This window comes from Secundilactobacillus oryzae JCM 18671, from assembly GCF_000740055.1.
Lineage (GTDB): Bacteria > Bacillota > Bacilli > Lactobacillales > Lactobacillaceae > Secundilactobacillus > Secundilactobacillus oryzae.
In genome coordinates this window covers 1-21,928 of record NZ_BBJM01000023.1, presented here as the reverse complement: position 1 = coordinate 21,928, position 21,928 = coordinate 1, and the positions used below count along the sequence as shown (strand labels likewise).

Below are 21,928 nucleotides of genomic sequence, written 5' to 3'. Positions count from 1 at the left end.
GATGAAAATCTCCTTTAGTAATTTCTTTTTTGGCCTTTTTTGACGGCATTCCAATCGGCGTCAATGTTGGTGGCAATCCGATCGAGTAAAGCTTCAGCGGTTTGGCGCTCATCCGCATCGAAGCCCTTTAGCGCAACTTCGGTGGAGTAGACGTTTTCCCGTTTGATAATCTCGTTGGTCTCAGTCCCTTTAACGGTTGGGTAGAGATGCTTGGTTTTATGATTTTGTTCATCAAACCGACGCTCAATAAAGTCATTTTCAGCGAGGCGCTGAATAGCACGAGCGGCCGTGGTGCGATCTACTCGGATCATTTCTGCTAGTCGTTCCTGAATGATGCCCGGATTCTCGCAAATTCGGACCAGATACAGGTACTGGCCGCGGGTGAGGTCGTATTGCTTGAATTCGATGTTGGCGATGGAATCCAGCGCTCGCGCAATGACGCCGATGGAGCGAAGAATATTAGCCATAACGTTGCCTCCTCTTTGAATAAAATCTAGTTTAAAACATTAATGTTGTATTTGCAACAAAAATTGAAATTGAATTCGCGTTGACAGGCTAGTGAAACACCTTTAGAATATAAACATTAAAATATAATTATAAACATATGAGACAAAATTTAATTTTAATAATACATAGATAAAGGATCGTGGTTAATATGACGAAATACACAGTAATTGGGGCAGGCGCAATGGGCTTGCGATATGGCGTTTTGATGCAGGAGCGAACAGATAACGAGGTTGATTTCGTTGACACCTGGGAACCAAATGTCGAAAAAATTAAGGAACAGGGTGGCGTATTCGTTTCCCGTGATCACGAGGATAAGCATCTCGTCCCAATCAACATTGACTACCCAGAAGACTATCAAGGTGATCCAGATGTGTGGATTATCTTCGTGAAACAAATGCAGCTGGCAGATATGCTGAAGCGGTGCGCCCACTTGTTTAAAGACCATCAAGTGGTGTTCACCGCGATGAACGGTATGGGGCATATTGAAAAAATTAGTAAATACTTTTCGGATGAGCGCATTATCGGTGGGACAGCCATGGTGGCGACGGTGCTAAACGGCCCTGGCGATGTCGATTTTATGGGCAAACCTCGCACTGGTGTCACCCATATGGTTAACAAAACCGAAAAGAATGATGAACGCACATTGGCGATCGTCAAAGATTTTGAAGAGGCTGGTACGGGTCCGGTTGTAACCGAAAAATTTATGGGTACGCTCATGAGTAAGGTAGTTTTCAACGCGGTGGTGAATACGCTTTGTACCATGTTTGAAATTCAAATGGGCCAGTTTATCGAATATCCAGGAGCTAAGGAAATGACTTGGCAGTTGATGAACGAATCCTTTGATGCTTGCGAACGGGCTGGCATCCAGTTGGTTGAAACTCGGGCGGAAGAGGTAGAATCTGTGGATTACGTGAGTCGTGTGGCCAATCCATTCCACTACCCATCAATGTACCAAGACTTTTCGAATGGTCGCCCAACCGAGGTTGACTACATCAACGGCTACATTGCCAAATTAGGACGCGAGCATGATTACACGTGTCGGACGCATGAGTTTGTGACACATGAAGTCCATTTGGCAGAAGCGATGAGAAAGTATAAGAAAACATAGACAAAAAAAGACACCAGCGTTTTTAATCGCTGGTGTCTTTATTTGGCGCTAAATGAGAATGCCATTCGTGTGATCGACTTCGTGTTGAATAATTTGTGCAACGTAACCGGTAAAAGTATCCGTGTGTTTTTTAAAGTTGCGATCATCGTATTGAACGGTGATGCTTTGGTAGCGAGTGGTTGATCGTTTGCCTCTTAGTGACAAGCAACCTTCTTCAGCTTCGTAAGGACCAGATTTTTTAGTAATGATTGGATTTAGCATTGGAAACTCCATTGGGCCCATTTGGACGACAATGATAGCCTTATTGACGTTAATCATATTAGCAGCCAGACCGACGCCTCGGTACGAGTTTTCCCGGAGCGTATCTTGCAAATCAGTCACGACTTGATCGTCAGCAGCAGTTGCGGGTTCGGCTTTTTTGGATAGCGTTGCGATGTTTTCGTTAATTTGTTTAATCATGGGTTTCTCCTATTTTCACGTATTTGTTTATTATAGGGTGAGAGTCGAGTGGTGGCAAGTCTCCGTGAGTCGTTTTGTTAAAAGAAAGTTTAGGCCGGGTGTACACTATTTTAGGAAGTTTAGATTGAGTGAAGGAGTGACCACAAATGAAGCACTACGATAATATTATCATTGGCTTCGGTAAGGCAGGTAAGACGCTAGCAGCAACAATGGCAGCACATAACGAAGAAGTTCTGGTGATTGAAAAGTATGCGATGATGTACGGGGGTACCTGCATCAACGTCGCTTGTTTACCTACTAAAAACATGATTATTAATTCGCAAAAGGGCGTTTCGTATGAGGAAGCGTTCGATATTAAAAATAAGATGACGAGCATGTTGCGCAATAAGAACTATCACAAGGTGGCAGATTAGCCAACGGCAACGGTTCTTGATGCGGATGCCACTTTTATCGATAATCAGACCATTGAAGTCACAGATGATTCAGGTGTCGAACAGTTAACAGCCGACCGAATTTTCATTAATACGGGATTAACGCCAATCATGCCAGATATCAAGGGCTTAAAGGAAAGCAAGCACGTTTACGCTTCTCGTGAATTGCTGGATAAAAGCGATAAGACCAAGCGACTAGCTGTCCTCGGTAGTGGGCCAATTGGGTTGGAATTTGCTTCAATGTACGCACAATTTGGCAGTGAAGTAACCGTCATTTCACCTAATTCGGCTCTTTTGACTCATAATGAACCAGAAGTTGCCGAAATGGCGACTGCAGATCTTAAAGCCGATGGCATTCAGTTTGAATTAAATGCTAATCTAAATCAGATTGAAGATACGGCTGACGGTGTCAAACTGACCTATACTCAAGATGGCGCCAACCATGTGCTTGAGGTTGATGCTTTACTAGTCGCTACTGGCCGCCGTGCGAATACGGATGACCTCCACTTGGAACGCACCGACATCAAGATTGGTGAACGTGGCAACATTGTGGTTAACAATAAGCTTGAAACGTCTGTCCCCAATATTTGGGCGCTAGGTGACGTTAATGGCGGGCCACAGTTCACCTATATTTCATTAGATGACTGGCGTATTTTGGAGAACCAATTCTATGGTGACCAAACGCGGACATTGGATAACCGGCCTGTTTTTCCAGTCACGATATTTCTCAAACCAGCCATTGCTTCAGTTGGATTAACCGAAGCTCAAGCTAAGGCAAAAGGGTTGGACTACATCGTGAAGAAGTTACCGGTGGCTGGTATTCCTAAGTCACAGGTTATCGGTGATCCTCGTGGAATGTACAAGGCGATTTTGGATGCGAAGGATCATACCATTATTGGGATGACCATCTACGCTGAAGAATCCTACGAAACCATTAACCTCATCACGACGGTAATGCTACATCAAATTTCTGCTGATGAGTTACGAAATCAAATTTATAGTCACCCAACGATGACGGAAGCGCTAAATGAAGTTTTTGCATAAGTAATAAGAAGATCTTTATCTGGATAGATAAGGGTCTTTTTTCGGCTATTTTTTATCAAACCTGTTAGAATGAAGTGTAATGTATCACAATTCAAAACTGATGGGAGATTTTCAATATGACTGATCGTTTGAAGGGTAAAGTGGCAATTATTACGGGTGGCGTGGCCGGAATCGGTCTTGGTATCGCTGAATGCTATGTCCGCGAAGGGGCTAAAGTTGTAATCACCGCGAACCACAACGTTGAGGGTGGTAAGCAAGCAGTTGAACGTTTTGGCGCTGAAAATGCTTTGTTTGTTCAACAAGACGTGGCCGTTGAAGCTGACTGGAAAAAAGTGGTTGATGCAACCATCGAAAAATTTGGTAAATTGGATGTTTTAGTCAACAACGCGGGAATTGGTGGTGGCGGTCAACCAATTGAAGAAATGCCGTTAGACGCTTGGAACAAGACAATGAGTGTTAATTTAACGGGTAATTTCTTAGGTGTTAAAGCCGGAATTAACGCGATGAAGCAAACGAACAATGGTCATGGTTCCATCATCAACGTTTCCTCGGTTGCCGGTCTCGTCGGTTTACCAATGGCCCCCGATTACTCTGCGACTAAGGGTGGGACTCGTCTTTTGACTCATGCAGTGGCGCTTTCATTAGCTCAACGCAAGATTGATATCCGAGTCAACTCCGTGCACCCAGGCTGGATCGACACCAATATCATTCCGGAAGCCTATCGAGATGCCATTCTCCAAACCATTCCCGTCGGTCGCTTTGGCGAACCAAAGGACATCGGTGAGATTTGTGTTTACTTGGGTAGTGAAGAATCGAAGTACGCAAACGGTGCCGAATTCACGGTCGACGGTGGCGTAAGAGCTTAAATAGGATGTTCATAGCGTTCTCCATTTGATGGAGGACGTTATTTTTTTGCGTTAAGTATTGACAGACAGAAATGGACAGGTTATTATGTGTGATAAATCATATTATACGTAGTATAGTATTGTAGAGGTGATAAAATGGCGATTCAAATTAGCTCCGAGTTACTAGATGGTTGTGTGTTAGCCATTCTAGAACATGAGGACTATTACGGCTACACGCTCACTCAGAAGGTGCAATCAGCAATCACCGTTTCCGAGTCAACGATATATCCGGTATTAAGACGATTGAAGAAAAATGGTTGGTTGACCACGTATGACGAACCTTTCCAGGGGCGAAATCGCCGGTATTATCAAATTACGGCGGATGGACGCGCCCAACTGCAAACCATAAAAGGGGACTGGCAGGAATTTCGGGACGGAATAGAAAGTATGTTAGGAGATGAAAAAGCAAATGGATCAATATATTGAAGAACTAGTTAGTCATCTGAAACCGTTGGAGGCGGTAGAGCGCGATGAGGTGATTAACTTCTATCAGGAGTATTTGGAAGATGGGGGATTTACCTCTTATGACGCTTGTGTGACTGAGTTGGGGACTAGCAAGCAACTTGCCCGCAAGATTTTAGCGGACTACTCAATTAAAAATTTATCGGAACCAGAATCAAAAACGAGTTCCCGGAGCGCGAGCAAAATGCCGCAAGCCCAAGTTAGAACCATCTGGCTCATTATTTTGGCGCTTCTTTCAACACCTATTACGATTCCACTAGCAATGGGAGTCATCGGGATTCTGTTTGGGGTCATCGTGACCGTTTTGGCAATTTTATTTGCCATCGTGGTAGTCTTTATCGCTGCCGTTGTTGTCACCGTGGTGGCAGTATTTGTCGGAGTAACGTTGTTAACCTCAAGCTTTTGGACGGCGATTTTCTATCTTGGGGTGGGAATTGCCACAATTGGCTTATTCCTCATCGGGTTACCAATTTTAATCTGGATTATTAAGGGTCTAATTCGCGGGACGTTAAACGTCAGCACTTGGCTCTATGGCAAAATTACGCACAAAAATAAAGCTGAGGAAAGGGGGGCTAGATAATGAAAAAGACATTTATCTGGGGTGTTAGTGCCTTTATTATTGGCCTACTCTTAGTCGCATTTGGTGTCGGCAATAACGGATTCAAAGCCGTTTACTGGCAAAATGGACTCAAAGTGGACGCCAACATTCATCAAAGTAAGCAAATCAAAGGTGTTCAGGAAATTGAACTGAAAACGTCACGAGAAGTCCTTATTCGTCGCGGAACGGATGCTAAGGTTTCTGTTTCATCTACTAAAAGCTCCAAGGTCAATGTAAATTTTGAGGACCACAAATTGACTATTGATAGCAGCTATTATCCAAGTTTCATAATGTTTGACGATGATTTTAGCCAGCCACAGGTCGAAATCACGATTCCGGAAAACGTGCATCTAAAAACGGTGACGACGGATGGCGATGCTGATTTGACGCTAGAAGATGTCGATGTTGAGACGTTAGATGCAGAAAATAATTACCAGTCAGGTGACCTTACGCTAAGTCATGTTAATCTAAAAAACGCCCTAAACTTGAGCCGAAAGACTTACTCAGATATCACATTAAGTGATGTGCGAGCACCTGGTTTAGCCGTCGAAACTTCTGGCGATTTGACGATTAGTCATAGCCGTTTTGAGGATCAGGATAGCACGATTTTGAATCGCGATAATGATGTCGATTTATCATTTAACAAATGGAAATCATTGAACGCCACTGTTGATAACGGCGATCTCAATTTTCGTGACCAAGCCATTAAGGGCGAGTTTATTGCCAAGGTGGCAAACGGTGATATTGAAGCCCAAATCGATCAAAAGTCCAAAAATGCGATTATCGCCACGGTGGACTCCGGTGACCATACGATTTATGGCGTTGATCGGGAGACGTACGGTAATCGCAACCAGAAGAATGCGGTACTATACCGATTGACGGCGAATAACGGGGATGTGGAGGTCACTTACTAGATATGATTGTTAAGGATTTGCAGAGGCTACCACGCTTTTTGATTAGCCTGATTTTCTTGATTGGCCTGACCATCACTGTCTTTCGCGGTTCTGGGATCGTAACCCTAATGGATAGTGGTTTTCAGCAAATGATTCAAGGAACCGTGACGACGGTTGAAACGCAACTGATGACGATTATCTCAGCGGTTTCAAGCCCGACCATGTCGATTGTTTATACCTTAATCTTAGCTTTGATTTTATGGGTGATTCGCTATCGAATTGCTGCCATTTGGGCACTGTGTACTCTAATCGGTGGTGATGTGATTGCTAAGCTAATGAAGGATTTTGTCCATCGAGCGCGGCCAGTAGACCATTTGGCAGTTGATGATGGTTTTAGCTTTCCTAGTGGTCACGTATTTGGTTTCTTTATCGTGGTTGCCTTGATTTGGATTTTGGTGATGCCGTTGATTCAAAATCAACTCATCGGTGCTATCATTCGAATTGTCACGATTGTGCTGTTATTACTGGTTGTGATTGCTCGAATTTATCTTAGTGCGCATTTTCCTACCGACACATTTGGTGCGATGTTACTGGCTTATACGTGGCTTCAAGTCGCAGAATGGCTGGCTATTGGATTAATACCAATCTTGCAAAAATGGCCACTATTAAAGGATTCCAAGGTGGCATAACTCAAAAAATCAGTCCGAATTTAAACCGGACTGATTTTTTTGTGCACTTTAAAATATGCTATAATTATTAAGAATTGTATCCGTTTTCACAAATTAAGGAGTGATGAATTTATGGCACATACAGAAGTAAAAATTGGTAAAACAGACGTGACATCAACTGCACTTGGTTTGGGTACTAATGCGGTGGGTGGCTATAATTTATTCCCGAATTTAAAGGATGAAGACGGCCTAGAGCTAGTTAAAACCGGCCTTCAAAGCGGCATCCAATTATTAGATACCGCATACGTTTACGGTCTCGGCCATTCTGAGGAGCTCGTTGGTCAAGCGATGAAAGACTTTGATCGTCATGACATCACTTTGGCAACTAAGGGCGCCCACGATTTTACGACGGGGGAACAGGTTATCGATAACCGTCCAGAATTCTTGACGGCCCAGGTCGAAGCCAGCTTGAAGCGGCTCAACACTGACTACATTGATATTTACTACATTCATTTTCCAGATCACGACACACCAAAGGCCGAAGCAGTGGGGGCCTTACAACGTTTGAGAGAGCAAGGAAAAATTCGCGCAATCGGTGTTTCCAACTTTAGCTTGGCTCAAATCAAGGAAGCCAACGCTGATGGATACCTTGACGTTGTGGAGGATGAATTCAGTTTACTTCATCAAGACCATGGGGCAGACATGTTGCCTTACTTAAAGGACCACAACATCAGTTTCGTGCCATACTTCCCACTAGCTTCCGGATTATTAACGGGTAAGTATGACCACGATGTTAATTTCCCAAGTGAAGACATTCGGAGCCAAATTGCTGATTTTCAAGAACCGCGCTACAGTGATGCACTAGCGGCTATTAATCAGATTCGGCCAATTGCGGCGGCCCACGATGCAACAGTCGCTCAAACGGTTTTGGCTTGGTACATCAAGAATCCGCTAATTAGCATCGTGATTCCTGGAGCAAAAAAGGCTGCTCAAGTTGCAGCTAATGCGAAGGCCATGGACGTTACCCTGAGTGATGCTGAATACCAAACAATTGATCAAGCATTTGTGAAGTTCCAACATAAGACCAGTGGCAAGTCATTGGCCGACCCAGAATAAGATGATGAAATCCTGGTAGACTCGATGAGCACCGGGATTTTTTCGTATCATGAGGACTATCCCCGAACATTTGTTTGAGATATAATTATGTATTATAACTATTGAGGGGTAAGAGAGCCATGGCACGAAGACGGAAACAGAAAAAGGGTAGTTTAATTTGGTGGGGAATTTTGGTGGCAATTGCGGTATTAACGCCAACCGCCAGTAAGGTAGCACCTGAGTCAGTCAAGGACCTTATCAATCCAAATGAGTCCAGTCAGCAGCAATCGACTTATAAGGAAAGCCCGACATTTAAGGAATCTTACGACACGATTGCGAATTGGCAGTTTGCGTCGGGAATGCAGGCAATTAAGATTGTGAACCACAATCAAAGTCAGTTGAAGACGACGGATTGGAAGTACGATCATATTGACTACGCTAAATTGGATCATTTGAACCGGGCGCGGTTGGCGACCGCCTACCTTGATCATTCTAACCTGGGACGTTCGGCAGGTCGGCCGGCTCAGAATTGGTCGCCGGCAGGCTGGCACAACCAACCGGTGACGGTTTCTGGCAAACGCGTTTACCCACAAAATCGTGGTCACTTGATTGCCTACACACTGACGTTCAATTTGAATGAGGACGGCAAACAAGAATCTGGCGCCGAGGGAAGCAGTGATAATCCCAAGAACCTTGCCACGCAAACGGCATTTAGTAATCAGGAACCGATGCAAGTCTACGAAGAACAAGTTCGTAATGCATTGGAACGCCATGAAAAGGTGATTTACCGGGTTCAACCGGTATACTCTGGTAATGAATTAATGCCGCGTGGTTACTGGGTTCAAGCCCTATCTACTGACAAAAAAGTGAACTTTAACGCCTATATTTGGAATGTTCAGCCGGGTGTGACCTTCGATTATGCTACTGGTCGAAGTAAAGCGGATAAGAATATGACGGTAACGTACGAGCAATAGAAAGATTTTTGGTCGTTAGAATTTAAGAGTTTGAAGCAGGAATTCTCAGTACTAGTCGTTGAGCGAGTAAAAAAACGAAAAGAGGCAGAAAGTGATGAGTGATACTTTCTGGAAATGGTTTAAGATCATTGGATATGGTTTTCTTTTTTTGAAATTAGTGGCTTTAATTGTCGCTAACTGGTCAGCAATTCTTTCAGGTATTATTATCATTGTTTCGGGGCTATTTTACTTGTTAATGGTGGGACTCGGCGGTTTGGGAAGTTCCGGAAGTGCGGGTAATGAACCTTATAGAGATATCTATCCTGATGAAGGTGTTTATATGGATGAACTGAATAGAGATTTTAAAGATTAAAAAACCCCTCAATCACTTACATTGAGGGGTTTTTCAGGTCTATGGATAGGTATGAATAAAAAGTATGTTTGCGTAAAAGACACAAAAAAAGCAACCACATTGTAGTCGGTGTGGTTGCTGAGCACTTCAATAGAAATGCGGCGCGAACGAATCGCGCGCAGATTTCTCAATCTGCAAGGTTTGGCACCTTGATGAGCAGTATAACACATAAAATTGGCGATGTGGAAAAGTATTGATATGAAAGGGTTTTCGGACCCTCAAAAATGTAATATTTAAAATCGAACCTTTTTGTTGTAAACGGTTACATAAGGTGTTATATTAATAACTGAGGAAAGGTAGTAATCCTCATGGTCGACTTCTCAAATTGAGGTTCAGAATCAAGTTTAACGTTTCAGGTTTTACCGATTCAGAAAGATTAACCACTGGTTGAACGCTAATCCGTCAGAGTGATTTTCAGTGAAAGCTGAAAAGGACCTGGGCAACAGGAAGCATGAATCAGGGTCCAGAAGTTTGGGATTGCGTAGATGCGAGCAGTTCGAAATGCATCACGAGAATCAAGGCGACAAATAGATTCACCTGTAAGTTAAAATGAAAAGATACGATCAGTGGAGGTAGTAACCATTAAGATTTATGTTAAAGGTTTCTCCACAATGTTTCATACCACCGCTAGTCCTGCATGAACGGGTGCATGGTAAGTCCACACCAACTAACTTCATAGATGATTGAAGGCAGGTAGGTCAGGATAGGAACATCGTGTAATTGAATATGAAGGTGTTAAGTGATTAAAGATTCTAGTAGTAACACTTCGACCAGCGAGGGTATTTCCTCATAACGGGATTCAAGTAAGAGAAGACTTGAATCCTATTTTTGTGCGTTCAAGTCTCTCTAGATCGATGAAATCGGTATAATAAAAGGCAAATAGTTTGAGGAGATGTTGGTTATGAGTAAGGTCATTGTCATTACAGGTGCATCCAGCGGAATTGGTGAAGCGACCGCCAAAAAGTTAGCGGATAACGGTAACCAAGTCGTTGTTAGTGCACGTCGGGAAGATCGTTTGAAGCAATTGGTTGCTAAAATTGAAGCAGCGGGTGGTCAAGCTGTTTACCACGTTACCGATGTTACCAAACGAGAAGAAGTTGCTGATTTGGCCAAGTTTGCGGTGGATACTTACGGCAAAATCGATGTTTGGATGAACAACGCCGGTTTGATGCCACAATCAACATTGGATCGTTATAAAATTGATGAGTGGGATCGTATGATTGACGTTAATATCAAGGGTGTCTTGTACGGGATTGCAGCAGCCCTGCCATACATGCGCGAACAAAAATCTGGTCACATTATCAACACGTCATCCGTTGCGGGTCATGCCGTGCACCCCGGTGGGAGTGTTTACAGTGCGACTAAGTTTGCAGTTCGAGTTATCAGTGAAGGGCTCCGCCAAGAAGAGGCCCTTGCTGAAAGCAACATTCGAATCAGTGTTATTTCACCAGGTGCCGTGGCAACCGAGTTACCAGACACGATTACGGATCCTGATACCAAGAAACGGGTCGACAAATTATACGAAGATTTTGCCATTGATGCCGAACGGGTGGCTGCCGCTGTGCAGTACGCAGTTGACGCGCCAGCAGATACCGCAATTAATGAAATTGTGATTCGACCAACGAGCCAACACTAAGTTACCTACATTAGAAGCCGACATTCCATCAGAGTGTCGGTTTTTTTGTGGAAAATGAGCAATGAAGATTATTTTTACGTTGCAATGAAGCGTAATAATTTTTCGGCAAAGAAACCCTATGATATACTTAAGCTACTAATAATATACGGAGGATGATTTACTTCATGGATAAACGATCAATTGATTCACCCGATTCTAAACCTGGACCGGCGACCTACTTTGTTCAACAGGAAGCTGAGGTACTTTCGAATTTCAATTCGGATATGGAAAATGGATTAAGCTCGGAAACTGCCAAGCAACTCTTAGCGAAGAATGGCCCAAATGAATTAACGGCAAATGTGACGCCAAAATGGGTAATGTTTTTGCGCCAATTTAATAATGTCATCATTTACATCTTGCTCTTTGCGGCAGCGATGACGTTGCTATTGCAGCATTACTCAGATGCCATTGTTATTGGCCTGGTTGTTATCATTAACGCCTTTATTGGTTATTTTCAAGAAGTAAACGCCAGCAATGCGCTGGAAAAAATTAAGTCACTGTTGTCAACTGAGGCAACTGTTATTCGTGACGGCAATCGAACCGATATCCCAGCCTCGCAATTAGTGGTCGGTGATATCGTGTACCTCGAAGCCGGCGATAACGTGCCAGCAGATTTACGATTGCTGGACGGTGACAACTTAAGAATTCAAGAATCAGCCCTTACCGGGGAAGCTGATTCGGTTTTGAAAACGTTCGAACCATTGACGGACAATAAAACACCGTTGGCCGAACGAACAAACATGGCCTACGCCAGTACAGCCGTAACGAACGGTAGTGCCACAGGAATCGTCGTCCAAACCGGACATGACACAGAGTTAGGCCAAATCGCTTCTGACGTGAGCGATGTTAAGGCAGCTAAAACACCATTAATGCAAGAATTAGATGGATTAGGTAAGTGGATTTCGTACTTTATTATTGCAATCGCGATTATCCTGTTTGGAATTGGTTGGTGGACCCACATCTATTCATTGCCAATCTTAGCCTTAGCCGTTGTGACTATGGTTGTCGGTTCACTTCCTGAGGGGTTGCCAGCTTCTACTTCGGTTATTTTGGCGATGGGTGTTAACAAGATGGCGAAGCACAATGCTATCGTGAAGACCTTGCCAGCCGTAGAAACACTGGGAACAGTGGACGTTATTGCAACCGATAAGACCGGGACACTAACGAAAAACGAAATGACGGCCCAAGATATTATCACGGTCGATCATCGTTACCAGGTTACTGGAACTGGGTATGCACCTGAAGGTCAGATTTTATTGAACCAGGAAGCCGTTAAGATTGCTGAAGATTCAACGTTGCAAAAGCTTTTAGTTGCTGGATTTGAAGCCAATGATACGATGCTCCAACAAGAAGATGGCCAATGGATTATTAACGGTGAGCCAACCGATGGGGCCTTCTTAACGTTGTATCATAAAGGATTTGGTCCTGATCAACCCGAATTGACTGAGTTAGACCGAATTCCGTTTGACTCGGATTATCGTTATATTGCCCGTTTGGACGAAGATGCTGATGGACAACACGAGGTCTTCATCAAGGGTGCACCCGATAAGCTTTATCAAATGGCGTTGGCCGCCGACCCTACTTTTGACCTCAAAGAGTGGGATGACATTATTGCTGAGTTGACTCACCAAGGTAAACGTGTGGTGGCGGTTGGTCACAAACTCGTTGACTCTGATGTCGATGAAGTGACCCATGAGACCCTTCGTCAAGGGGTTGATTTCCTCGGAATTGTTGGGATTATCGACCCACCTCGTGAGGAAGTCATCTCAGCCTTGAAGGAAATGCACACGGCTGGTGTCGAAGTTAAAATGATTACGGGTGATCACCCAGATACCGCTGCGGCGATTGGTCGCCAACTTGGTTTGGCCGACCGGATTAACACAATTACCGGTGCTGAATTGGACAAGATGTCACCAGAGGAATTGAAGGCAAACATCGGTCACTATAATGTGTTTGCGAGAACCACGCCACGGAACAAGCTCGCCATCATTGATGCTTATCAAAAGAATGGTAAGATTACGGCGATGACCGGGGATGGTGTCAACGATGCGCCCGCTTTGAAGAAGGCTGACATTGGGGTTTCCATGGGTATCAAGGGAACCGACGTTGCGAAGGATGCCGCCGATATGATTTTGGTTGACGATAACTTCACGACAATGACAAAGGCGATTCGTGAGGGTCGTCGTCTGTACGCTAACATCAAGAAGACGATTGTCTTCCTGTTACCAACCAGTTTCGCCGAAGGATTAATCGTGGCGTTTAGTATTTTGATGCAACAGGCCCTACCATTGGTTCCAACTCAGTTGCTCTGGATTAACATGGTTTCGGCCATCACCATCCAGTTTGCCTTTATCTTCGAACCAGAAGAAGAGGGGATTATGCAACGGCCACCTCGAAAGACTGGGACGTCATTGCTTAATAAGCGGGACGTTTTCCAGTTAACGTATGTATCCATTTTAATTGCCGCAATGGGACTCTGGGCGTTCGACTGGTTGACTTCTAGTGGTGTCTCACACATCGTGGCAAGTACGATTACGGTGAACGTAATCATTATGGGGAAGATTTTCTACCTCTTCAATATTCGGACACCGCACTTGGCTTTTGGTCGCCACTTCTTCACCAACCCAATGGCGTTCGCTACAATCGGGTTGCTGATTGTGCTCCAATTGCTTCTTGTGTACCTACCATTTATGCAGGGCGTCTTTAAGACCGGCAACATGACCCTTGAGCAATGGGGAATTGCTGCAGCGGCCGGATTCGTAACGTTACTTGTGACGGAATTAGATAAGGTCATTCGCATTATGATTAATCATAAACGTAAAACTAAAATGGCGTAAGATTAGGACATTAAAGCAATTCTGGAAGATTTATCTTCTGGGATTGCTTTTTATTTTGCCGGACACTTCTGGTATACTTAAGTTAATTAAATTTAATTAACTAGGGGCGCAATTTGCTGAGACGGCTACCGCCGAACCCTTTGAACCTGTGAGCTAACCCTCGCGTAGGAAAGTTAACGAAACCGATATTAGCTGGCTGACCGTGGGGATTTTTATGGTCGGCTTTTTTGCGCTTGATGGAGGAATAAATGATGGCATTTACGGATCAGATTCACGAGTTAGCAACGCCACTTTGGCAACAAAGTTTTGAACACCCTTTTATTCAACAAATTAGCGGCGGGACGCTGCCTAAGTCAGTTTTCCGATTTTATTTGCTCCAAGACCGGTACTATTTGAGTGAATTTGGAGAACTTCATGAGCAAATCGCCAATCAGTTAGCGGACGCAAAAGGAAAAAGATTTCTCTTGGCGGGCGCACAAGGATTAAAGGACGGCGAAATGGCAGTACGTGAGGGATTCTTTAAGACGTTGAACATTTCAGCGCAAGAAATCAAAACTACGCCAATTGCACCAACTGCGTATAACTACGTGAATCATATGTATGCCGCGCTTTACCGAGGAACCCCTGAACGGGCAGTGGCTGGTTTGTTGCCGTGTTACTGGTTATACAACGAAATTGGTAAACAGCTTATTAGCCAGGGATCTCCGGATTCGCTTTATCAGCGCTGGATTGAAACGTACGACAGTGATGATTACACGGATAGTGTGGACCAAATGATTGAGCTAACTAACCAAACGGCTGAACGAGTGAGTGATTCAGAACGAGAAGCGATGACGGCAACGTTTTTACGAAGTAGTGCTTATGAGCTGGATTTTTGGCAAATGGCGTTAGATCAAGAAAAATGGGAAGCATAAAACAAGCCAATCGCAGTTGCGATTGGCTTTTTAGATAAATTTTATTGAATGCCGGAACCCTTCATGATTTCGGCACTCCGGTTGAGTAACAGGTATGGTGTGCCTGAGCTTGTGAAGGCTAATCCTTCAAACTCACGGTGACCGTTAAATGCTGTGGCTTTCACATCACTTGGCTTTAATTTACCCAACTTGCTAACTGGTACGGATGAAATTGATTCATCACTAATGAAGTAAAGACGGTTACTGTGGCTGTTGTAACTAATCGATTGATTAACTGTACCAGGTCGGTATTTCAATCCTTGCATCACTAGTGCAAACTTGACGTGCTTAGAACTAATAGTTCCCTTGTAAATTTTCAGTTTTTTAGAACCAGCGACGAAGCTACTAAAGTAGGCATGCCCGGCCTTATCAAAGGTTAGGTTTGATCCCATCGTAACTTTGTGACCATCGGAACTGCGGGGCTTGAATTTAACAGTTTGGTATGGTCGTAAAGTAGTTTTTGAAAGGCGCTGAACGGTAGCGGTGCCACCACTTGTGCCAGGATTTTGGACAAACCAGAGTTGGCCGTTCTTAGGATTCATCGCAAGAGACTGACCGTGTCCCGTAGTGAATCGTGAGCCGTAAGTAACGCACTTACGGACAGCTTTATATTCGCTAGTGTCGCCACCTTGCATTAGGACGTAAAAAGCGTGCCGCAATAGATCCATTCTGGATGAAGACACTTTATAAGTGTTGCGTAATTTTGAAAGATTATATTTAGCAACCCAGCCGGTTTTTGCGTTGCTAGCTGCTGCATACATCACATAGGCAGTGCCACCGCCAGAAGTTAACGCGATACTTTGTGGATTACCCCAGTCTGCAGGGCTATTGCTATGCAGGACTGCTGGCAAGAAAATATTAGTTTTGAAACTGGCACGTTGATTTCCACGAGCGTACGTCAACTGAGTAGCGCTAGTCTGAAAGTAATTATATGGATTGGCAACGTAGCTAGGCTTGGTAACATAGTTATTTGCGTTTGCTACGGTCTTCCACTTGCTGGCCGTATATGGTGACAAAGCGTGAGACTTCTGTGTATAGGTCGATGCTTGCGCAGATGTTGAAACTGCTGACAATGAAACAAGCGCAATTAATGCGGTGGTAATTCCTCGAAATAATTTCATGATGACTCCCCCAAATAAGATAAGTGTGTAACTCATCATTATTATACAATAACGAAAATTGATGTTCAGCAAAAATAACGCTCCCACAAAAATTTGTGGGAGCGCTAACAGATCATTCAAATTGCGCATCATACAACTGGCGGTAATAACCGTTTCGTTGCATCAGCTCTTCGTGGGTACCACTTTCAATGATGGTACCGTGGTCCATTGCCAAAATCGTATCTGCATTATGAACAGTTGAAAGCCGATGGGCAATGACGAGTGAGGTACGATCCTCAATCAAATGGTCCATTGCGTGTTGAATCGCTTTTTCAGATTCATTATCCAGTGCGGAAGTGGCCTCGTCGAGAATGATGATGGGTGCATCCTTTAGTAACGCCCGGGCGATAGCAATTCGCTGCTTTTGTCCACCGGAAAGGCGCATACCCCGTTCACCTACTTGAGTGTCGTAGCCATCCGGCAGCGAGGAAACGAATGTGGCGATATCAGCGAGTTCGGCAACTCTGGCAATATCCGCATCGGTTGCGTTCGCCGTGCCGTACATCATATTTTCCTTAATGGTACCATCCACCAAATCTACGTCTTGCGACACAATGGCGATATGCTGCCGTAAACTGCTTAACTCGATGTCGCGCAGGTTAATGCCGTCAATAGTAATTTTGCCGGAGTCGATATCGTACAGCCGATCAATTAATTTCACGATGGTTGATTTACCGGCACCAGAATGGCCCACCAGTGCAACCGTATTACTGTGAGGAATCGTGAAACTGACATCGTTGATAGCGACTAGATGCTTTTCCTCTTCCGATTTCACGGGATAGGTGAAACTGACGTGGTCAAAAGCCAATTGTTCTTTGAACTCTGGAAATGGCACCGCAGTTGGCGCATTGATAATCACGGGTTGAACTTTCAAAATATCCGTAATTCGCCCATAGGAAACGAGTGATTGTTGCAGTTGATTGAGAAGTCGAGTAAAGGACTGGATTGGATTTTGTAGCAGTGCAACGTAGCTGAGGTAGGCAACGAGTTGCCCAATCGTCAACTGATGTTTAATCACAAAGTAGGCCCCTAACGCGAGAATAATGCTGGTTCCTAAGTAATTGACGAAATCAATCAGCGGTCCAAAGACGGCCTGGTTCCAAGTGGCACTGATGGTGTAATCCCGATTCTCATTGGCATACTCGCTAAAGCGTTGTTCCTCAGTTTCTTCAGCGGTGTACCCTTTAATCAAATCGATTCGAGTCAGCGTGTTTTGCATCTGATTCGACATTTTCGATTGTGCGGCTCGGGCGTTCATAAATGAGGTTCGGATTCGATTTCGAAAAACGCGATAAATGACGAACATCAACGGAAATGTAAGGCTGACGGCTAAGGCCATTTGCCAGTTCACGTAAATGATGAAGATGAGGACGCCGACAAAGGTGAACATGTTGCCAATCATCGACAGCATATTTGGTGAAATCAAACTTTGAAGATTGTTGATGTCACTGGTCAGGCGGACCATTAAATCCCCGGTTTTACGTGATTCGAAAAAATAGGTATCTTGATTGATGATGTGATTGTATAGCGAGTTTCGTAGGCGGGTAATGGCATTTTGGCTCATCACACCCATGTAGTAAGTTGAAAAATAGTTCAACAAACCGAGAATAATTGCGGCCAGAAGTAGTAGGCCAATCGTTCTAGTCAGCAAGTGATAATCACCACGCGGAATCACTTTATCAATGATGTATTGAGTGAATTGAGGCATGATGAATTGAAATCCGGTAATGAGAATCAGCGCTAAAACGTTAACGAACAGTAGCAGTCGACTTTTTAGCACGGAAGAGAAGACGTACCGAAACATGTTGAGCATGGTCACTTCTTTATTTTGCACTTTAATCCCTCCCAAAAATAATTAGACTCAGTAGTAGAGAATAGCATGGAACTTACTTGGACAGGGTGAGATTAGCTCAACAACGTTTCACGTGAAACATTTATCCATATTCTGTAATGATAAAGGGGAATCACGTGCAAAAATCACACAATACCAATATACTAATCAGTAATTATAATAATATAGGGGAGTCAATATGAACAGCGTATTAATTGGTGCTGGACCTAGAGGACTCGTTGCGGCTGAAAGGCTAATTGAGCACCAAAATGCTACTAAAAAATTTAAACAACTCAATATTAAACTCGTCGACCCATTTGGTATTGGTGGTCGAGTTTGGCAAACTAACCAGTCGCATGAACTCATCATGAATACTAATCCTAACTACGTCACCGTTTTTACGGATGACAAGGTTCAGATTGATGGCCCGATTGTGGCGGGACCGAACTTATTTCAATGGCTTCAAACCGAGGCGATTGACTATATTGAGCAACGTAATTTCACCATGAAGGCACAATTTTTAGCTGAAATTGAAGCCTTAAAACCGACAGAGTACGCTTCACGAGGCTTGTTTGGGGTCTATCTCAACTGGTTCTATGATTATCTGCAAACACGTTTAACAGAAGGTACCACCTTGGAAGTTGTAGAAGAGGAGGCACTTTCCGTGACGCCGGTCGTCGGGACGGACCAGTACGTGGTGAAAACCAGTAATTATGCCTTAACCGCTGACAATGTGGTGATGGCACTGGGACATTTCGAAAATAAGCCCACACCAGAGCAGGTGACGTTGCGCCGGTTTGCGCTTGATCATGATGTGACTTACGTTTATCCGATGCAACCTCAAGAATATGCCCTGAAAGAGTTGCCAGCTGGAAAACCGATGATTATTCGAGGACTAGGTTTGAGCTTTATCGATGCAATGGCAATGCTGACGATTGGTCGCGGCGGCAAGTTTACCCGAGATGTTGATGGTTATTTACGATACGAACCATCAGGCAAAGAGCCCAAGATTATTGCCGGTTCTCGGATTGGGGTACCACTTCGGTCTAAAGGCACGAATCAAAAAACGGATGGAGAACTGGTACCATCTCGCTTCTTCACGACGGACTGGTTTAACCAGCATGACGGTGAAGGTCAATTAGACGGGGCCACTTTTGTCCAAATGATGCATCATGAAGTCGAATACGTTTACTACGAGCATTTATTGGCGGAAAAGTATCCAGATATTGATGCCACCGCGTTCCTTCATGATTTTGTTCAGAATCCAGAGGAAACGGTCGCCAAATCAGCAATCGATTCAGCAGATTACTATAACTGGGATCGATTAATGCACCCAGCTAACTATATTAGTGATCTCGACAAGTCCGATGTCATGGCTGATTTCTTAAAATATGATATTGATGAAGCAAAAAAAGGCACCAAAACAGGTCCATTGACGTCCTCATTCGAAGTTTTCCGTGATACGCGTGATGTCTATCGCCGGATTGCAACTCAGAATCTCTTGAGTCCAGATGATTATCGTCGTGATTTCTTGGGCACGTTCAACTATCAAAACTCTCATTTGGCGGTTGGCCCACCGGAAATCAGAATCGAGCAATTACGCGCTTTGATTACTGCCGGAGTGGTTCAGCTATTAGGTCCACAAATGGTGGTTGATACTGACGAAGAAACCGGGAAATTTGTAACCTGGTCGGCAACCTTACCGGACCAAAAGCATGAGTCAACTTATCTTTTGGAAGGCCGTTTGCCATCTATCAAAGTGTCGGAAAGTCAGAATCCGCTCATTCAACAAATGCTCCGCGATGAGTTAGCTCAACCGCACGAAATGAAGTTGGCAAATGGGGAATCATTTAGAACGGGTGCGATGGATGTGGATGTTCAAACTGAACAATTGTTGGTAAACGGGCAAGCTAATCAACACCTATTTTTCTGGGGTGTGCCGACTGAAGGCAAGCACTGGTTTACGACGGCGAGTCCACGTCCTTACACGAACGATGTTACTTTCCGTTTGGGTGATGGGATTGTGGATCAAATTTTTGAAACAAAATAAAAAACGACTTATTTTTAGTTCATTAAATAATGACTTTTACGGTATAATGGAAGCCGTATCAAAAGAAGCACCTCACTTTAGTGGTCAAAGTGGGGTGCTTCTTTTTAGTTTCGTTTGCGGTTAGTTACTTGGTAGATGATGGCCAAAGCAATAAACCAAATGATTGAAATGATGAGTGAAACTCTGGTTTCCGGAACGAAGAATAGGTAAATGAGGATTCCGATGAAGAAAATCAATGTGAGGTAATCAGTCAACGGATAGCCAGGCATCGTGAAACTTGGATGATCATCACGATGTTGTTGACGATATTTGAGATGACACCAAAGTAAGACGACCCAGACAAACACAAAGTTAATAGTAGAAACTCCTGAAATTAAGGTGAAAATCTGAGCTGGCATCACAAAGTTCAAGACGACAATGACGAAGAGAATGAGGGAAGAAACGTTCAAGGCCTTGCTAGGAACGGCACGTTTGTCGAGTTCGCGGAACCGTTTTGGAGCGTTACCACCGGAAGCGAGGGCGTGAAGCGTCCGACTCGTACTAAATATTGCGCTGTTGGTGGCAGACATTGCTGCAGTTAGGACCACGAAGTTTAAGATTCCGGCAGCTCCGGCAATTCCAATTCCTGAAAACACCTGAACAAATGGGCTCACGTTAGTCGTGATTTTATCCCAAGGGTAGACGCTCATAATGGCAATCATCGATCCGACGTAGAACAATCCGATTCGAATGGGTAGGCTGTTGATGGCTTTTGGTAAGTTTTCCTCAGGATTAGAAGTTTCCCCAACAGTCAGTCCAACCATTTCGATTCCGACAAAGGCGAAGACGACCATTTGGAAGGAAAGTAGAAATCCGGAAATGCCAGTTGGGAAGAAGCCACCGTGGTTAACGAGGTTCGCAAAACCAGTAGTTGATCCGGCAATCTTGAAGTGACCAAATGCAAGGAAAAGCCCGATTGCAATCAGGGCTATAATAGCCGCTACTTTAATGAGTGAGAACCAAGATTCAAATTCACCAAACAGACCGACATTCGCTAAATTAATCAGTGATAGAAGTAAAATAATGATTAATGGTGTGAGCCATTGTGGGAAATTAGGGAACCAGTATTTGACGTAAATTCCAGTGGCGGTCAAATCGGCCATGGACAGACTAATCCAACATGACCAGTAAGTCCAGCCGGTAATGAATTCAGCACGGTCGCCGAGATATTCTTTGATGAAATCGATAAATGAAGCCTTGCTGGTGTCGGATAATAAAAGTTCACCGATGGCCCGCATCAGGAAAAAACAGAAAATACCGACGATGAGGTACGACAAGATAATTGAGGGACCGGCAGCTCGAATGGCACTACCGGATCCAAGGAAAAGACCGGTACCAATGGCGCCACCAATGGCAATCATTTGAATATGACGGCTCTTTAATGAGCGTGAGAGTTTAAGTTTGTCTTCCATAGAAAAACCTCCGAGTTGAATAAAATGAGTAATGGGCGATGAGCCGGATTGGGGAAAAATAAAAAAAGACGCCCCTAGCATATATTTGCTAGGAGCGTCTTTTGCGCTGTTCCATCCTTAATTCACAATTAAAAAATTAATTGCCTTTATAGCCGATAATGAGGCCAAACAATGAGGGTGGTGCGCCATTTTAGGGTTGATCAGCTTGCAGCCGGTGACTGATCTCTCTGATTTGTTCCGTCCGGTTAATATGCTGTCACTTTAGTGGTGTTTTCAGAAAATGTCAAGAGAAAAATTAAAAATTGATTTGTTTTAGAGGGCAAATTCTATAATTAATCCGAACAGAAATTAAAAAGCCCAAAGCAATCACTTACAATGGTAGTAGCTAATTCCAACCAATATAGGGAGTGATTACTTTTGGTACATCTACTTTATC

At 44.0% G+C, this 21,928-nt stretch carries 18 protein-coding genes, 1 pseudogene and 1 riboswitch; of the genes and pseudogenes, 14 read left to right on the top strand and 5 right to left on the bottom strand.

The window, feature by feature from the left end; genetic code table 11:
* Positions 1-14 precede the first annotated feature (14 nt).
* Complete coding sequence (locus LOSG293_RS06975; protein ID WP_034528547.1) at positions 15-467, bottom strand: MarR family winged helix-turn-helix transcriptional regulator; 453 nt, start codon at positions 465-467, stop codon at positions 15-17.
* Between the two features lie 188 nt (positions 468-655).
* On the opposite strand from LOSG293_RS06975, the gene LOSG293_RS06970 reads away from it, so the two are divergent.
* Entirely contained in the window at positions 656-1,615 is a 960-nt protein-coding gene (locus tag LOSG293_RS06970) for a ketopantoate reductase family protein (protein ID WP_034528544.1), read from the top strand.
* A 48-nt stretch (positions 1,616-1,663) separates the two neighbouring features.
* Here LOSG293_RS06970 and LOSG293_RS06965 read toward each other — a convergent pair whose 3' ends face one another.
* On the bottom strand, positions 1,664-2,074 hold the full coding sequence (locus LOSG293_RS06965) for a peptide deformylase (RefSeq protein ID WP_034528541.1): 411 nt from the start codon (positions 2,072-2,074) through the stop codon (positions 1,664-1,666).
* A gap of 146 nt (positions 2,075-2,220) precedes the next feature.
* Between LOSG293_RS06965 and LOSG293_RS06960 the strand changes: the two are divergent.
* The 12 genes and pseudogenes from LOSG293_RS06960 to tenA all read left to right on the top strand — a co-directional run bounded on the left by LOSG293_RS06960 (position 2,221) and on the right by tenA (position 14,961).
* Positions 2,221-3,549: pseudogene (locus LOSG293_RS06960) on the top strand (FAD-dependent oxidoreductase).
* A gap of 116 nt (positions 3,550-3,665) precedes the next feature.
* Positions 3,666-4,415 carry a glucose 1-dehydrogenase gene (locus tag LOSG293_RS06955; RefSeq protein ID WP_034528539.1) on the top strand — a complete coding sequence of 250 codons (750 nt, stop codon included), beginning with the start codon at positions 3,666-3,668 and terminating at the stop codon, positions 4,413-4,415.
* A 135-nt stretch (positions 4,416-4,550) separates the two neighbouring features.
* Positions 4,551-4,880, top strand: coding sequence for a PadR family transcriptional regulator (locus tag LOSG293_RS06950; RefSeq protein WP_034528537.1), 330 nt, complete (start codon positions 4,551-4,553; stop codon positions 4,878-4,880).
* Positions 4,864-5,496: a DUF1700 domain-containing protein gene (locus tag LOSG293_RS06945; RefSeq protein WP_034528536.1), complete on the top strand. Its 633-nt coding sequence runs from the start codon at positions 4,864-4,866 to the stop codon at positions 5,494-5,496. The genes LOSG293_RS06950 and LOSG293_RS06945 overlap by 17 nt, the downstream gene beginning before the upstream one ends.
* Positions 5,496-6,428 carry a DUF4097 family beta strand repeat-containing protein gene (locus LOSG293_RS06940; RefSeq protein ID WP_034528535.1) on the top strand — a complete coding sequence of 311 codons (933 nt, stop codon included), beginning with the start codon at positions 5,496-5,498 and terminating at the stop codon, positions 6,426-6,428. Before LOSG293_RS06945 ends, LOSG293_RS06940 begins: the two co-directional genes overlap by 1 nt.
* A 2-nt stretch (positions 6,429-6,430) precedes the next feature.
* Positions 6,431-7,096 carry a phosphatase PAP2 family protein gene (locus tag LOSG293_RS06935; RefSeq protein ID WP_034528534.1) on the top strand — a complete coding sequence of 222 codons (666 nt, stop codon included), beginning with the start codon at positions 6,431-6,433 and terminating at the stop codon, positions 7,094-7,096.
* Positions 7,097-7,207: 111 nt separating this feature from the next.
* Positions 7,208-8,191: an aldo/keto reductase gene (locus tag LOSG293_RS06930; RefSeq protein WP_034528533.1), complete on the top strand. Its 984-nt coding sequence runs from the start codon at positions 7,208-7,210 to the stop codon at positions 8,189-8,191.
* Positions 8,192-8,310: 119 nt separating this feature from the next.
* A complete protein-coding gene (locus LOSG293_RS06925; protein WP_034528532.1) occupies positions 8,311-9,144 on the top strand; it encodes a DNA/RNA non-specific endonuclease in 834 nt (277 codons plus the stop codon).
* Positions 9,145-9,238: 94 nt separating this feature from the next.
* Positions 9,239-9,496, top strand: a complete 258-nt coding sequence (locus LOSG293_RS06920; protein ID WP_034528531.1) for a hypothetical protein — start codon at positions 9,239-9,241, stop codon at positions 9,494-9,496.
* A gap of 940 nt (positions 9,497-10,436) precedes the next feature.
* A complete protein-coding gene (locus LOSG293_RS06915) occupies positions 10,437-11,171 on the top strand; it encodes an SDR family oxidoreductase (protein ID WP_034528530.1) in 735 nt (244 codons plus the stop codon).
* A gap of 164 nt (positions 11,172-11,335) precedes the next feature.
* Entirely contained in the window at positions 11,336-14,047 is a 2,712-nt protein-coding gene (locus LOSG293_RS06910; RefSeq protein WP_034528529.1) for an HAD-IC family P-type ATPase, read from the top strand.
* A gap of 92 nt (positions 14,048-14,139) precedes the next feature.
* Positions 14,140-14,235: riboswitch (TPP riboswitch) on the top strand.
* A gap of 60 nt (positions 14,236-14,295) precedes the next feature.
* Positions 14,296-14,961, top strand: a complete 666-nt coding sequence (gene tenA / locus LOSG293_RS06905) for a thiaminase II (RefSeq protein WP_034528528.1) — start codon at positions 14,296-14,298, stop codon at positions 14,959-14,961.
* Between the two features lie 41 nt (positions 14,962-15,002).
* On the opposite strand, the gene LOSG293_RS06900 is transcribed toward tenA, so the two are convergent.
* Both LOSG293_RS06900 and LOSG293_RS06895 read right to left on the bottom strand, forming a co-directional pair.
* Positions 15,003-16,121 (bottom strand): SdiA-regulated/phytase-like domain-containing protein, encoded by a 1,119-nt coding sequence (locus LOSG293_RS06900; RefSeq protein WP_051907246.1) that lies wholly within the window; start codon positions 16,119-16,121, stop codon positions 15,003-15,005.
* Positions 16,122-16,233: 112 nt separating this feature from the next.
* Positions 16,234-17,973: an ABC transporter ATP-binding protein gene (locus LOSG293_RS06895; RefSeq protein WP_051907247.1), complete on the bottom strand. Its 1,740-nt coding sequence runs from the start codon at positions 17,971-17,973 to the stop codon at positions 16,234-16,236.
* 217 nt (positions 17,974-18,190) lie between these two features.
* Between LOSG293_RS06895 and LOSG293_RS06890 the strand changes: the two genes are divergently transcribed.
* Complete coding sequence (locus LOSG293_RS06890) at positions 18,191-20,041, top strand: FAD/NAD(P)-binding protein (protein ID WP_034528524.1); 1,851 nt, start codon at positions 18,191-18,193, stop codon at positions 20,039-20,041.
* A gap of 104 nt (positions 20,042-20,145) precedes the next feature.
* Here the strand turns inward: LOSG293_RS06890 and LOSG293_RS06885 are convergent, their stop codons facing one another.
* Positions 20,146-21,492: an amino acid permease gene (locus LOSG293_RS06885; RefSeq protein WP_034528522.1), complete on the bottom strand. Its 1,347-nt coding sequence runs from the start codon at positions 21,490-21,492 to the stop codon at positions 20,146-20,148.
* Between the last annotated feature and the right edge of the window lie 436 nt (positions 21,493-21,928).